Origin of the sequence: Pseudarthrobacter sp. S9, from assembly GCF_050156545.1 — a bacterium.
Taxonomy (GTDB): domain Bacteria; phylum Actinomycetota; class Actinomycetes; order Actinomycetales; family Micrococcaceae; genus Arthrobacter.
The window spans coordinates 3,728,842-3,743,242 of sequence record NZ_CP189576.1 but is presented as its reverse complement, the minus strand read 5'-3'; the positions used below and the strand labels follow the sequence as shown (position 1 = coordinate 3,743,242).

11 protein-coding genes and 1 riboswitch are annotated in these 14,401 nt (G+C 67.7%); of the genes, 4 read left to right on the top strand and 7 right to left on the bottom strand.

Going from position 1 to position 14,401, the window contains the following annotated elements:
* Nucleotides 1–6: 6 nt before the first annotated feature.
* Both ACQCSY_RS17920 and ACQCSY_RS17915 read right to left on the bottom strand, forming a co-directional pair.
* Nucleotides 7–882: a VOC family protein gene (locus ACQCSY_RS17920; RefSeq protein WP_427130866.1), complete on the bottom strand. Its 876-nt coding sequence runs from the start codon at nt 880–882 to the stop codon at nt 7–9.
* Nucleotides 883–963: 81 nt separating this feature from the next.
* Nucleotides 964–2,046, bottom strand: coding sequence for an amidohydrolase family protein (locus ACQCSY_RS17915; RefSeq protein WP_427130864.1), 1,083 nt, complete (start codon nt 2,044–2,046; stop codon nt 964–966).
* 77 nt (nt 2,047–2,123) lie between these two features.
* A riboswitch (TPP riboswitch) is annotated at nt 2,124–2,231 on the top strand.
* On the opposite strand from ACQCSY_RS17915, the gene thiC reads away from it, so the two are divergent.
* Nucleotides 2,226–4,052, top strand: a complete 1,827-nt coding sequence (gene thiC / locus ACQCSY_RS17910) for a phosphomethylpyrimidine synthase ThiC (RefSeq protein WP_427130862.1) — start codon at nt 2,226–2,228, stop codon at nt 4,050–4,052. (Overlaps the previous riboswitch by 6 nt.)
* A 29-nt stretch (nt 4,053–4,081) precedes the next feature.
* Here the strand turns inward: thiC and ACQCSY_RS17905 are convergent, their stop codons facing one another.
* Together ACQCSY_RS17905 and ffh are read right to left on the bottom strand one after the other, a co-directional pair.
* Nucleotides 4,082–4,816, bottom strand: coding sequence for an alpha/beta fold hydrolase (locus ACQCSY_RS17905; RefSeq protein ID WP_427130860.1), 735 nt, complete (start codon nt 4,814–4,816; stop codon nt 4,082–4,084).
* Between the two features lie 74 nt (nt 4,817–4,890).
* Nucleotides 4,891–6,477 (bottom strand): signal recognition particle protein, encoded by a 1,587-nt coding sequence (ffh, locus tag ACQCSY_RS17900; protein ID WP_427130858.1) that lies wholly within the window; start codon nt 6,475–6,477, stop codon nt 4,891–4,893.
* Between the two features lie 165 nt (nt 6,478–6,642).
* Here ffh and ACQCSY_RS17895 point away from each other — a divergent pair, with 165 nt between their 5' ends.
* Nucleotides 6,643–8,031 carry a glucose-6-phosphate dehydrogenase gene (locus tag ACQCSY_RS17895; protein ID WP_427130856.1) on the top strand — a complete coding sequence of 463 codons (1,389 nt, stop codon included), beginning with the start codon at nt 6,643–6,645 and terminating at the stop codon, nt 8,029–8,031.
* A gap of 89 nt (nt 8,032–8,120) precedes the next feature.
* On the opposite strand, the gene ACQCSY_RS17890 is transcribed toward ACQCSY_RS17895, so the two are convergent.
* On the bottom strand, nt 8,121–8,459 hold the full coding sequence (locus ACQCSY_RS17890; protein WP_028276847.1) for a P-II family nitrogen regulator: 339 nt from the start codon (nt 8,457–8,459) through the stop codon (nt 8,121–8,123).
* Nucleotides 8,456–9,814, bottom strand: coding sequence for an ammonium transporter (locus ACQCSY_RS17885; protein ID WP_427130854.1), 1,359 nt, complete (start codon nt 9,812–9,814; stop codon nt 8,456–8,458). The genes ACQCSY_RS17890 and ACQCSY_RS17885 overlap by 4 nt, the downstream gene beginning before the upstream one ends.
* 243 nt (nt 9,815–10,057) lie before the next feature.
* Between ACQCSY_RS17885 and ACQCSY_RS17880 the strand changes: the two genes are divergently transcribed.
* Both ACQCSY_RS17880 and ACQCSY_RS17875 read left to right on the top strand, forming a co-directional pair.
* Nucleotides 10,058–11,308 (top strand): MFS transporter, encoded by a 1,251-nt coding sequence (locus ACQCSY_RS17880; RefSeq protein WP_427130852.1) that lies wholly within the window; start codon nt 10,058–10,060, stop codon nt 11,306–11,308.
* 88 nt (nt 11,309–11,396) lie between these two features.
* Nucleotides 11,397–13,088, top strand: coding sequence for a hypothetical protein (locus ACQCSY_RS17875; protein ID WP_427130850.1), 1,692 nt, complete (start codon nt 11,397–11,399; stop codon nt 13,086–13,088).
* Between the two features lie 70 nt (nt 13,089–13,158).
* On the opposite strand, the gene ftsY is transcribed toward ACQCSY_RS17875, so the two are convergent.
* Nucleotides 13,159–14,397: a signal recognition particle-docking protein FtsY gene (gene ftsY, locus ACQCSY_RS17870; protein ID WP_427130848.1), complete on the bottom strand. Its 1,239-nt coding sequence runs from the start codon at nt 14,395–14,397 to the stop codon at nt 13,159–13,161.
* Between the last annotated feature and the right edge of the window lie 4 nt (nt 14,398–14,401).

The window sequence follows — 14,401 nt, the reverse complement described above, 5'->3', positions numbered from 1 at the left end:
GTGCCGTCAGCGAACAGCCACGCGGATGCGGTTGCGCCACGGATCCCCAAAGCGCAGCTCGGCTCCCGTGTGGTGCGACTGGACTCCGGCGAGCTTGAGGCGGTCGGCGAGGGCTCCGACGTCGTCGCCTGAGGGTACTTCGATCAGCACCTCGCCCAGGCCCAGGGTGTCACGCCGGGGGCCGGCGCCGCGGCTGTTCCACACGTTCATGGCCATGTGGTGGTGGTAGCCGCCGGCGGAGACAAACAGCGCCTGGCCGTGCCAGCCCGCGGTCTTCTCGAAGCCGAGGGTCCCGACATAGAAGTCATGGGCCGACTGGACGTCGCCCACCTGCAGGTGGACGTGCCCGACGCCGGCGCCGGCCTCGCGCTGTCCGGTCACCGATTCCTCGGTGAGGAACTGCTCCAGGTAGTGCTGGGGCGGCAGGGCAAGGCTGTCCATGACGACGTTCTTGCCTTCCCAGGACCACGCCTCGCGGGGCCGGTCCCAGTACAGCTCGATGCCGTTGCCCTCGGGATCGCTGAAGTAGAAGGCTTCACTCACGAGGTGGTCGGCGCTGCCGCTGAAGGACTGCGGCTCATACTGCGCCGCGGTGGCGACGGTGGCGGCCAGGGAGTGCTGGTCCTCGAAGAGCAGGGCAGTGTGGAAGAGGCCGGCCTCGCCGCGGGAGGGACTGTGCAGCCCGGGGGCGGGGGCAAGGTGGACCAGCGGCTTCTGGCGGCGGCCCAGGTAGAGCCCGCCGTCCTGCTCGGCCACGATCTCGAGCCCGAGGGCACGCTGGTAGTAGTCCGTCATGAGCTTCATGTCGCCCACCTTGAGCATCACCGTACCCATGGTGAGTGCGGGGGGAAGAAGATCCTGGCTGGTGGCTTCTGCAGTCATTTTGAACGCTCCGGTGGTTCAGCGGCCACCGACCGTCGATGACCTTCATACAGTTAAATTACTTGAAGCTTCAATTTATTCCTAATGGACGAGTTGACCCCGCAACACGATGTGCTTCGGCTGATCCAGGGTGCCGAGCCGGGTCCTGGGGTCCTCGGCGTACACGAGGACATCGGCGCTGGCGCCTTCGCTGAGGCCGTCCGCCCCGAGCCAGGCGCGCGCGGCCCACGCGCCGGCGTCCAGCGCCGCGCGGGCGGGCAGGCCGGCAGCGTGCAGGGCTTGGATCTCGTCCGCGATCCGTCCGTGCCTGATCACGCTGCCGGCGTCCGTGCCGGCGTAGATGGCCACGCCGGCCTCGTACGCTGCCAGGATCCGTTCGCCGCGGCGTTCCCAGAGTGAGCGCATGTGCGCGGCGTAGCGGGGGAACTTCGCCTCGGCCCGCGCGGCGATGTCCGGGAACGTGGCGATGTTGATCAGCGTGGGCACGATCGGGACTCCCTGTTCCACGAAGCGCGGCAGGTGCCGCGGAAGCAGCCCGGTGCCGTGCTCGATGCAGTCGATCCCGGCGTCGAGCATGTCGTCCAGGGTGTCCTCGGCGAAGCAGTGCGCCGTGACGCGCGCGCCTTCATCGTGCGCGGCCTGGACGGCGTCCCTTAGCACCCCGGCGGGGAAACTCGGTTCGAGGTCGCCGGCGTCGCGGTCGATCCAGTCCCCCACAAGCTTGACCCAGCCGTCCCCGGCGAGCGCCTGCTTGCGCACGGCCTCCACGAGGTTCTCCGGTTCAACTTCGACGGCGAAGCCGCGCAGGTAGCGCCCGGTCCTGGCGATGTGGCGGCCGGAGCGGATGATGCGCGGCATGTCCGCGCGCTGCTGGAGCCAGCGGGTGTCATGAACGGCTCCCGCGTCGCGCACCAGCAGCGTGCCGGCGTCGCGGTCCGTGGCCGCCTGTTCCTCGGCGACGTCGTCCGGGACGTCGCCGCCGGGGCCGAGTCCGATGTGGCAGTGCGCGTCGACGAGGCCTGGAATGACCCAGCCGTCCAGCACGAGGTCCGGCGCGGCGGCGGGACGGCGGAAGGTCAGCACGCCGCCGACGGACCACATGCCGCGGCGTTCCTGGTCCGCGGCGGTGAGGACCGGGCCGCTGAACTCGATGATCCTGCTCATGCCTTAAAGCGTAGTCCGCACGGCCAAGGGCGCTCCGTCACACACAGCCGGCCCTGCGCGGGCTGTGATAGCTTCGTCTACGACCACACGGGTGCCCTTGCAGGGGCTGAGATCGGGCTGACGCGGCCTGCGACCGTTGAACCTGTCCGGGTAATGCCGGCGAAGGAAGTGAGTATTCCGTGAATACGCAATCCGCACAGCACAGCCCTATCAAGGACCAGTCCGGCCCAGACCAGCAGCGCCAAAACCAGCCTGGCCCCACCCAGTCGCTGAAGTCCCATTCCCTGGCTTTCACCACGGACGAGGAACACGGCATCCGCGTTCCGGTGACCGAAATCGCGCTGGAGGATTCCCCCGGCGGGGTGAAGAATCCTCCGTTCACGGTGTACCGGACGGCCGGGCCCGGAAGTGATCCAGTGGTCGGCCTGGAGCCGTTCCGTTCCGAATGGATAGAATCCCGGGGCGACACCGAACCGTACAGCGGCCGGGAACGGAACCTGCTCGACGACGGCAAGTCCGCCGTGCGCCGCGGCGCCGCGTCCGCCGAGTGGAGGGGAGCACAGCCGGTGCCCCGCCGCGCCGTCGACGGCCGCACGGTCACCCAGATGCACTACGCACGGCAGGGCATCATCACGCCTGAGATGCGGTTCGTGGCTGTGCGGGAGAACTGCGATGTGGAGCTGGTCCGCAGCGAGGTGGCCGCAGGACGGGCCATCATTCCCAACAACATCAACCACCCAGAATCCGAGCCCATGATCATCGGCAAGGCCTTCCTCGTGAAGATCAACGCCAACATCGGCAACTCGGCGGTCACCAGCTCCATTGCCGAGGAAGTGGACAAGCTGCAGTGGGCCGCCCAGTGGGGCGCGGACACCGTGATGGATCTCTCCACCGGGGATGACATCCACACCACCCGCGAGTGGATCATCCGCAACTCCCCCGTCCCCATCGGGACCGTGCCGATCTACCAGGCGCTGGAGAAGGTCAACGGCGAGGCCAATGACCTGACCTGGGAGATCTACCGGGACACCGTCATTGAGCAGTGCGAGCAGGGTGTGGACTACATGACCGTCCATGCCGGTGTGCTGCTGCGCTATGTGCCGCTGACCGCCAACCGCGTCACCGGGATCGTGTCCCGCGGCGGCGCCATCATGGCAGGCTGGTGCCTGGCCCACCACCAGGAGAACTTCCTGTACACCCACTTTGACGAGCTGTGCGAAATCTTCGCCAAGTACGACGTCGCGTTCTCTCTCGGTGACGGTCTGCGGCCCGGCGCGACGGCGGATGCCAACGACGCCGCGCAGTTCGCCGAGCTGGACACCCTGGCCGAACTGACCAAGCGGGCGTGGAAATACGATGTGCAGGTCATGGTCGAAGGCCCAGGGCACATCCCCTTCCACCTCGTCCGTGAAAACGTGGAACGCCAGCAGGAACTCTGCGATGGCGCCCCGTTCTACACGCTCGGGCCGCTGGTCACGGACATTGCGCCCGGCTATGACCACATCACCTCGGCGATCGGCGCCACGGAGATTGCCCGCTACGGCACCGCGATGCTCTGCTACGTCACGCCCAAGGAACACCTCGGGCTGCCGAACAAGGACGACGTCAAGACGGGCGTGATCACCTACAAGATCGCGGCCCACGCGGCGGACCTGGCGAAGGGCCACCCGGGCGCCCACGAACGCGACGACGCCCTGTCCAAGGCGCGGTTCGAGTTCCGCTGGCGGGACCAGTTCGCGCTCTCCCTGGACCCGGTCACGGCCGAGGCCTTCCACGACGAGACTCTTCCGGCCGAACCCGCCAAGACGGCGCACTTCTGCTCCATGTGCGGGCCGAAGTTCTGTTCCATGCGGATCAGCCAGGACATCCGCGACGAGTACGGCTCAGCGGAGTCTCAGGCCGCGCTGGCCGACATGGCTGCGGGAATGCGGGAGAAGAGCCAGGAGTTCCTTGCCTCCGGCGGCAAGGTCTATCTTCCGGAGCCGTCCGTGGGCAGCCCCGCTTAGCTCAAAACGCCCGGCTCAGGACACTCGGCTCAGCACGCCTCGGCGTGCTGGCGCCGGCTGACGTCCGCGACAAACGCGCGGATGATCCGGTCCCCGTCCACCGAATCCTGGGGCCGGTGCCCTCCCGCGGCGACGCGGTGCAGGGCACCGGTTTCACGGAGATAGCCGGCGATTTCCTCATACAGAGGTTCCCAGCCGCCGGTGAGCACCAGCGTGGGCACCCCGGGCACGATCTGCAGGGGTGCCTCCCACGGAGGTGCCTGCAGGCGCAGCCGGCGGGCCGCCCTCCGGGCCTCCGGCGTCGTGGCCCCGGGGGCGTCCGCCGAGAAGGCGCGCCGGATGAACTCCCGCTGGAAGTCGTCATCACTGAGGTGGTGGCGGACGTCGAAAAGCGGCTGCATCAGGGCCCGGTGCGCCGCCGTGGCCGGCAGCTCCGCGGTCAGCGACAGGCAGTCCGGTTCCACCAGGGTGAGGGAATGCACGAGGTCGGGCCGTTCGACGGCGGCCATCATCGCGGCGATGGCGCCCTGGGAATGGGCCACCACGTGGCCGCCGGCCGCGCCGCGGCCGTCATCGGCCAGCGATCCCAGCACGATGGCGGCATCGGCGGCGAAATCCGATTCCAGCGGCTCGGCGACGGCGTCGAAGCCGTGGCGCCGCAGGAACAGCGCATCGTAGCTGAGCGCCATCCCGTGCTGCTTTGGCCACGCGGCAGCGCCGAAGCTGCCTGCCCCGTGGACGAAAACTACGCGCTGCTTGAACATGGTCTAACCCTATGACACCGGCCCGCCGTTGAGGCCTGCGACACAATGGACGCCGGCATGGCAGCCGGCTGGCGCTACTTGCTGCCGCCGAGGAACTTGTCGAAACCCTTGGGCAGGTTCAGCTGGGAGGGATCGAAGTCCTCTCCCTGCTGGCCGAAGGATGCACCGCTCGGCAGGGCCTTGGGCCCCGCGGCACGCCGGGCCTCCGCCTCGCGGAGTTCCTGGGCTGCCTTGGCCGGGTTGCCGGAGCGGGCCTTCTTCTTGGGGGCGTTCTTGGCTCCCTTGCGTGCCCCTCCGCCGCCGCCCATGCCGGGCATCCCCGGCATTCCGGGCATCCCGCCGCCGGCAGCCATCTTCTTCATCATCTTCTGGGCCTGGGCAAAGCGCTCCAGCAGGCCGTTGACCTCGGAGACGTGCACGCCCGAACCGCGGGCGATGCGGGCGCGGCGCGAGCCGTTGATGATCTTGGGCGCGACGCGCTCGTGCGGCGTCATGGAGCGGACGATGGCCTCGACGCGGTCGATCTCGCGCTCGTCGAACTGTTCGAGCTGCTGCCGGATGTTCTGCGCCCCGGGCATCATCATCAGCATCTTCTTCATGGAGCCCATGTTGCGGATCTGCTGCATCTGGGCCAGGAAGTCGTCCAGGGTGAAGTCTTCCTGGTCGGCGAATTTCTTCGCCATCCGGGCGGCTTCGTCCTTGTCCCAGGACTTCTCGGCCTGCTCGATCAGGGTGAGCACGTCACCCATGTCGAGGATGCGCGAGGCCATGCGGTCCGGGTGGAAGAGCTCGAAGTCGTCCAGGCCTTCGCCGGTGGACGCGAACATGACGGGCTTGCCGGTCACGGATGCGACCGACAGCGCGGCACCGCCGCGGGCGTCGCCGTCGAGCTTGGAGAGCACGACGCCGGTGAAGTTGACGCCTTCATCGAAGGCCACCGCCGTGTTCACGGCGTCCTGGCCGATCATGGCGTCGATCACGTACAGGACTTCGTTCGGAACGATGGCCCGGCGGATCTGGCGGGCCTGTTCCATCATGTCGGCGTCGATGCCGAGCCGTCCGGCGGTGTCCACGATCACGACGTCGTGCAGGGTGCGGCGGGCTTCCTCGACGCCGGCACGGGCGACGGCGACCGGGTCGCCGATCGGGTGCTCGAGTTCGGAGGTGGCACCCGGGTGCGGGGCAAACACGGGCACGCCGGCGCGCTGGCCGACCACCTGCAGCTGGGTGACCGCGTTGGGACGCTGCAGGTCGCAGGCCACCAGCAGGGGGCTGTGGTTCTGGGCCTTGAGCCATTTGGCGAGCTTGCCGGCCAGGGTGGTCTTGCCGGCGCCCTGGAGGCCGGCGAGCATGATGATGGTGGGGCCGGTCTTGGCGAGGCGGATCCGGCGGGTTTCGCCGCCGAGGATCTCGACGAGTTCCTCGTTGACGATCTTCACGATCTGCTGGCTCGGGTTAAGCGCGCCGGACACCTCGGCGCCGAGGGCACGCTCGCGCACCCGGCCGGTGAATTCCCGGACCACCGAGACGGCGACGTCGGCGTCCAGGAGGGCGCGCCGGATCTCGCGGACGGTGGCGTCAACGTCCGCCTCGGTCAGGCGGCCCTTGCCACGGAGGTTCTTGAAGGTTGCTGTCAACCGGTCAGAGAGTGAATTGAACACGCGCCGTGCACTTCTTTCAGTGGATCTACAGTTGGGGATCTACAGTTGGCGGCCGGTCCGGCACGCCAGCGTCGCGACTGATGTTCGCCTGAACGAACCGTCTCGACAACGGGACTCGACTATCTAGGATACCAAGACACGCCTTCAAGATGGCATGCTGGCTGGGTGACCAGCCAAACAATGGTAAAAACCCTGCTCATCCTGGGGGCCTCGGGTGACCTCACCGGCAGGCTCCTGCTGCCCGGCCTGGCCCGGCTCGTGGCCCGGGGGCGCGCCGCCGGCCTGACCCTGGTCGGTGCGGGATCGGACCCCTGGACGCCGGAACGATGGCTGGAGCGCCTCGAGGAGTCCTTTGCGGACGAGAACTCCCAGGCCGATGCCTACGGCAAGCGGGAGCTGAAGCGGATCCGGGAGACCACCAGCTACCACCAGCTGGACGTTACGGCCGGGGGGCAGCTCGCCGGTCTGCTGGCACAGCTGGAGGGCCCGGTGGCCGTCTACTTCGCCCTGCCGCCGCGCATCAGCCAGCTGGCGTGCGAGGCGCTGACCCCGGACCAGGTGCCTGCCGGCACCCGGCTCGTGATGGAGAAGCCGTTCGGCTCGGGTGAGGAGTCAGCACGCCACCTGAACAAGACGCTGGGCGCGCTCGTCCCGGAGGACCACATCCACCGGGTGGACCATTTCCTGGGCAAGGCGACCGTCCTGAATATCCTGGGCCTGCGCTTCGCGAACACCTTCCTGGAGCCGGTGTGGAACCGGCAGTACATCGAAACAGTGGAGATCATGTTCGATGAGGATCTCGCCTTGGAGGGCCGCGCCCGGTATTACGACGGCGCCGGCGCCCTCCGCGACATGATCCAGAGCCACCTACTCGAGATCATGGCGCTGATGGCGATCGAGCCCCCGGCGTCGGTGGACGAGCGGGATCTGCGCGATGCGGTGGCCACGGTGCTGCGCGCCAGCAGCATCAAGGCGCCCTACCGCAAGAGCACCCGCCGCGCACGCTACACGGCCGGCTCCATCGACGGCCGGAAGGTGCCGGACTACGCCAAGGAAGACGGCGTGGATCCGGCCAGGAACACCGAGACCCTGGCCGAGGTGCAGGTGGACATCGACAACTGGCGCTGGCAGGGCGTCCCGTTCATCCTGCGCTCGGGGAAGGCGCTGGGCAACAAACGCAAGGAGGCCGTCGTCACGTTCCGGCCGCCGCCGCACCTGCCCAAGGGCTTCACCGGCGTGGACTCCCCCAACCAGCTCAGTATCGGTTTCGGCCCCGACACCCTGCAGTTCGACGTCGATGTGAACGGCCCCGGCGACATCCTCAGCCTGGACCGGACCACGCTGAAGGCCGAGCTGAGCGCTTCCGAGCTGCTCCCGTACGGCGAAGTCCTGGAAGGCGTCCTCACCGGCGATCCGCTGCTGTCGGTGCGGGCCGATACCGCGGAAGACTGCTGGCGGATCCTGGAGCCGGTGCTGAAGTCCTGGGCCGGCGGCAACGTGCCGCTGGAGGAGTACCCCGCCGGGACGGCCGGCCCGGAGGACTGGCCGGCCTGACCGCCGTCGTCCCTGTTTGAACGTTTGAACGCAGAAAGCGGGCCGGAACCTTTCCAGGTATCCGGCCCGCTTTTTTCTGCTTGCTCCGGCTAGATGGCGGCCGAACCGCGTTCCCCGGTGCGGACCCTGACTGCCTCGAACACATCCATCGTCCAGACCTTGCCGTCGCCGGCCCGGCCGGTGTTTGAGCTGGCGATGATGACATCCAGGATGTCGTCCGCCTGTTCGTCGGTGGCAAGTACCTCTACCCGGATCTTGGGCAGGAGGTCCACGTTGTACTCGGCGCCGCGGTACACCTCGGTGTAGCCGCGTTGCCGGCCGTAGCCGCTGGCTGCGCTGACCGTGAGGCCCTGCACGCCATAGGCTTCCAGACCTTCGCGAATGGCCTCAAGCTTTTCCGGACGGACGATTGCTGTGATCAGCTTCATGCCCCCACACTTTCCTTGCCGGCGTTCTTCTTGCCGTTGGACGTGACGCCCACCGTGGCTGCCGTGTTGTCGCCCTGCGGCTTGCCGGTGATCAGGTCATGCAGGGGCTGGAAGCTTCCGCCCTGGCCGCCGACACCGAATTCGTAGGCGGTCTCCGCGTGCAGGCTCAGGTCCACGCCAACCGCTTCCTGCTCCTGGGAGACCCGGAAGCCCATGGTCTTGTGGATCGGGAAGGCGATGATGAAGGTCATGACCGCGGTGAAGATGATGGACAGGAGCGCCGCGAGAGCCTGGGCGACGAGCTGGGAGGTGCCTCCGCCGTAGAAGAGACCTGCCACGCCTTGGGTCGGGGTGGCGAGGAAGCCGATCGCCACGGTGCCGACAACACCCGAGACAAGGTGGACACCGACGACGTCGAGCGAGTCATCGTAGCCGAACTTGAACTTCAGGCCGACGGCGAGCGCTGATGCCACACCGGCGACGACGCCGAGCGCAATCGCGCCGAGCGGGGAGACGTTGGCGCACGCCGGGGTGATCGCGACCAGACCGGCGACTACACCGGAGGCGGCACCGAGGGACGTCGGGTGACCGTCGCGGAAGCGTTCCACGGCCAGCCAGCCGAGCATTGCGGCGGCCGGGGCGGCGAGGGTGTTGATCCAGATCAGGCCAGCCTGCTCAACCGTCGCGGCGGCGCCGGCGTTGAAGCCGAACCAGCCGAACCAGAGGATTGCGGCACCGAGCATGACGAACGGGATGTTGTGCGGGCGGTGGTTCGGGTCCTTGCCGAAGCCCTTGCGGTTGCCGATGATCAGAACCAGGATCAGGCCGGCCACGCCGGCGTTGATGTGGACCACGGTACCGCCGGCGAAGTCGATCACCGGGGCGAACGTCTGGCCGAACCAGCCGTCCTTGGAAAAGAGCCCGCCGCCCCAGACCATGAAGGCCAGCGGCGCGTAGACAAGGGTGGCCCAGATGGGGGTGAAGATGACCCAGGCCGAGAATTTGGCGCGATCGGCGACCGCTCCGGAGATCAGGGCCACGGTGATGATGGCGAAGGTGGCTGCGTAGCCTACCTTGAGCAGATCCGCAGGGTCGGTGAAGTTGTGCAGCCCGAAGTGGCTGAACGGGTTAGCGAAGATCTGGAAGAAGTTGTCTTCGTTGCTCGTAGCCATCGAAGCGCCCCACAGGACCCACATGATGCCAACGGTTCCAATGGCGACGAAGCTCATCATCATCATGTTCAAAGCCGACTTGGCGCGGGTCATGCCGCCGTAGAAGAATGCCAGGCCCGGGGTCATGAACAGCACGAGTGCTGAAGCGACCAGGAGCCAAACGAGACCTGCGGTGAGTTCCATGGTCTACGTCCTCTCTTGCTTTAAGGTGCGGGGTTGTCCGCCGGTCCCAACGCATTTTTTGCGTTCTAAGACGAGTTTGGCCGGGCTGTGTTTCGCCGGCGGAGGATTTACATTGCCGGGTTGTTACAAGAACCTCCCGGACGTAAATGGTGCATCTCCGGCTTGTTACGGTTATGTTTCACGCGTTTAGCCACACCGTCTTTCGGCCGGCTGCGCCCAGACCTCCCCAAGGACCACTGCACCATGAGCAAAACCTCCCGTTCCACCGGCGGCTCGCGGCCACAGGCGGGCGACCGGCAACCCGGCAGGGGCCGGCTGCCCCGGGACATCAAGGTGATGCTGGTTGCCGCCTTCCTCATCGCAATCGGCTTCGGCCTTGTCGCACCGGTGCTCCCCCAGTTCGCCACCACTTTTGATGTCGGTGCGACGGCGGCGGCAGTGATCGTGAGCATCTTCGCGTTCATGCGGCTCGTCTTCGCCCCGGCCGGCGGCACTCTGATCGTTCGGCTGGGAGAACGTCCGGTCTACGTCGCCGGTCTGCTGATTGTCGCGGCGTCGACGGCGGCCTGCGCCTTCGCCCAGGACTACTGGCAGCTGCTGGTCTTCCGGGGCCTGGGCGGCGCCGGCTCGGTGATGTTCACGGTCGCGTCGATGGCGCTCGTGGTCCGACTGGCGCCGCCTGAAAGCCGCGGCCGGGTCTCGGGGGCCTACGCCTCCGCGTTCCTGATCGGCAACGTCTGCGGGCCGATCGTCGGCGGGCTGCTCGCCAACTTCGGCCTGCGGGTGCCGTTCCTCGCCTACGCGGGGGCTCTGGTGCTGGCGGCCCTCGTGGTACAGACCCAGCTCAGCCATGCCCCGGCGGCCTCGCGGCTCGCGGGTGCGACGGCCCCGGCCATGGAGCTCCGCGAGGCGCTGCGGGACAGCGCCTACCGGGCCGGGCTGTTCTCGAGCTTCGCGAACGGCTGGGCCACCTTCGGCGTGCGGATGGCGACGGTGCCGCTCTTCGCCGTCGCGGCGCTCGGCGCCGGGCCGGGGTCGGCCGGCTGGGCACTGGCCGTGTTCGCGGGCGGGAACGCGGCGGCGCTGACTTTCTCCGGCCGGCTGGCGGACAGCCTGGGCCGGAAGCCCCTGATGCTGGCCGGGCTGATGGTCACCGGAACGGCCACGGCGGCCATCGGGTTCACGCACCAGCTGCCCTGGTTCCTGCTGGCATCCGCTGTGGCCGGGATCGGCTCCGGGCTGCTCGGTCCTGCCCAGCAGGCGGCCATTGCCGATGTGATCGGCAATGAACGCTCCGGCGGCCGGGTGCTCGCCGTCTTCCAGATGACCTCGGACAGCGGCGCGATCATCGGACCGGTGGTCGCCGGGCTGCTCGCGGACCGGCTGGGCTACGGCTGGGCCTTCGGCGTCACCGGGAGCATCCTGATCGCCGCGGCCGCCGTCTGGCTGCTGGCACGGGAGACGTTCCGGCGGCCCGTTCCCGTGACCGGTTAGCCCCGGGAAGAATCGTCCCGTCCACGGCGCACCCCGCCCTTGGCTAAGCTGGTGGAAACTCGCCACAAACTTCCGGAGGTACTGCCCCATGGCCAAATTCGACTCTTCCCCCGGGAAAGCCGATAGCCCCGACCCCGCCGGCCCCGCGAAGGCGGGGATAACCAAGCGCACACGGATCATCGCCGCCGCGGGGATCGTCGCCGTCGTGGCTGCAGCCGCTGTGGTGCTCCCGCTCGCCCTCGGCGGACCCGCACCGGCGCCTTCGTCCTCCGCTTCCGCCTCTTCTTCTTCTTCGGCCGCGCCCGCAACCCCGGCGGAAGCCGGACCTCCGGTCGCCTACTACGACCAGCCAGGGCCGCCGGCCGGGTCTCCGCTGGAAAAGGTGGAGCCCCTCAAGGTCGATGTGACCAAAGACATGGTGGGCACATCCCTGAACAAGGGCCTGACGGGAATCTCGCTGGAAGCCACCGATCTGGCCGACCCCGATCTCAGCAGCAGCAATGCCTCGATGGTGAAACTGCTCAAGGAGATCGACCAGCCCGTCCTGCGTTTTGGCGGCAATGCCGTGGACCGGCGGTTCTTCTGGACATCGTCCAACGAGGCCCTGCCGCCGAATTACAACGGAGACCAAACGCACCCGGCCAAGGCCGTGGGGCCGGCGGATCTGACCAGGCTGAACACGCTGCTGCAGGCGGCGGACGCCAAGGTCAGCCTCACGGTGGACCTTGGCCACTTCAACCCGGCCCGTGCGGCCGACATGGTCAAGAACGCCTCGCAGATCTTCGGCGACCGGCTGCTCAGCATCACTGTCGGCAACGAACCGAACGGCTTTGTCTTCAACGATGTCCGCACCGACGGCTACAGCCTGGAGAAATACGTCTCGGAGCTGAAGGCCTACGCCAACGCGATCTACGCGGCCGCCCCCAACGTCCCCATTTCCGGGCCGGGCGCCTACGACCAGAAGTGGTGGCAGCCTTTCATTGACGCGGACATCCCGCAGAAGAAGGTCCTCACCTTCCACAACTACCCGCTGTACAGCTGCGACGGAAGCGACCCCAAGGGATCGCCGACCCTGTCCAACCTGATGAGCCAGCTGATGCACGACCGTGCCGCCGACTACCAGCAGGCGGCACTCAAGGCCGGCCAGGCCGCAGGTCTGGAAACGTGGCTCCCGGAAACGGGGATCGCAGCATGCCCCGGGTCGAACGAGACCTCCCGCACCCACGCATCGGCGCTCTGGACGGCCGACTATGCCCTCAACGCCGCGCAGCTGGGCATCACGAGGATCGGCTTCCACAGCTCCCTGCTCTCGTGCAAGGGCGGGCCGCCCATGTCCGCCGTCTGCAGCGCCGGCGCCTACCCCCTGGGCAACGGCCAGATGTCCGGCCGGGCCAACTTCTTCGGTATCTCCATGGTCGCCGAGCTCGAGGCCGGGAAGTTCCTGAAACTGAACAGTTCCGGCGGCGGCCTGGCGTTCAGCTACGCGCTGCAGAACGCGGACGGGAGCACGAGCGTCGTCGTCGTCAACGAAAACAACCCTGAAAAGGCTGCCCAGACCGATGTGACGCTGAAGCTGCCGGGCAAGGCCCTGACCGGGACCATGACCCAGCTCAGCGGCCCCAGCTACTCAGCCGAGGACAAGACCGTGATCGATGGCGCGAAGTCCGAGCCGAAGCCCCTCGCCGAGCGCGCCACCGCGCCCGGCTTCGCGTATCGCTCCGAGACCCAGCAGTTCAAGCTGACGGCCGGCACCGTGACGGTCCTGAACTTCAAGTACTAACCGTCCGAAAGTCAATAAAAAAGTACCCCGGTCCTGTCAGGACCGGGGTACTTTCTTGTTCCAATGCCGGCTAGTTCAGCAGCGCGTCCACGAAGCCCTCGGCGTCGAACGGGGCCAGGTCATCGGCACCCTCGCCGAGGCCGATCAGCTTGACGGGCACGCCGAGCGATTTCTGGATGGCGACGACGATCCCGCCCTTGGCGGTGCCGTCCAGCTTCGTCAGCACGATGCCCGTGATGTTGACGACCTCGGAGAACACCCGGGCCTGGTTCAGGCCGTTCTGGCCCGTCGTGGCATCCAGGACCAGCAGGACCTCGTCCACTTCGGCGAGCTTCTCGATGACGCGCTTGACCTTGCTGAGCTCGTCCATCAGGCCGACCTTGTTCTGCAGCCGCCCGGCGGTGTCGATCATGACGACGTCGACTTCCTGGTCGATGCCCGCCTTGACCGCCTCGTAGGCGACCGACGCCGGGTCGGCGCCGTCGACGTCGGACTTGACCGTGGGGACGCCCACGCGCTGACCCCAGGTGGCCAGCTGCTCGGCGGCGGCGGCGCGGAAGGTGTCGGCGGCGCCCAACAGGACGTCCTTGTCCTCGGCGACGAGCACGCGGGCGAGCTTGCCCACCGTGGTGGTCTTGCCCACGCCGTTGACGCCCACCACCATCACGACGGCGGGCTTGTCGGCATGGCGTTGGACGTTCAGGCTGCGGTCCATGGTGGGGTCCACGAGCTTGATCAGTTCCTCGCGCAGCAGGGCCTTGACGTGCTCGGGCGAGCGCGTGCCGATCACCTTGACGCGTTCGCGGAGCGCGTCCACGAGCTGCATGGTCGGTTCGGTGCCGAGGTCGGCGAGAAGGAGGGTCTCCTCCACCTCGTCCCAGACGTTCTCATCGATCTTGTCCGCAGAGAGCAGGGCCAGGAGGCCCTTGCCCAGGATGTTGTTGGACTTGACCAGGCGTTCGCGCAGCCGGGTCAGGCGTCCGGCCACCGGCAGCGGGGTCTCCACCGGGGCGGTTTCCAGGCCCGCGACGTTGTCCGGCACCTCGACCGTTTCCAGGCCTTCGAGGTCGACGGCGTCGGGGGCCCTGCGTTCGCGCGCCGGGGCCGGGCGGTCCTCCTCAAGGGTTCCGGCGGCGCCCGTACGGGCGCCCGTGCCTGAGCCCGTGCCTGACTCGGCGGGATCGTTCGCGTCACGCTTTCCGGGGTAGTTCGTGATGTTCTTCCGGGTCTTCATGAGGACCGGAATCAGGGCACCGAGGACCACCAGGGCAGCGAGGATGGGCAGAATAATGGGGAGGATGTCGTTCACTCCC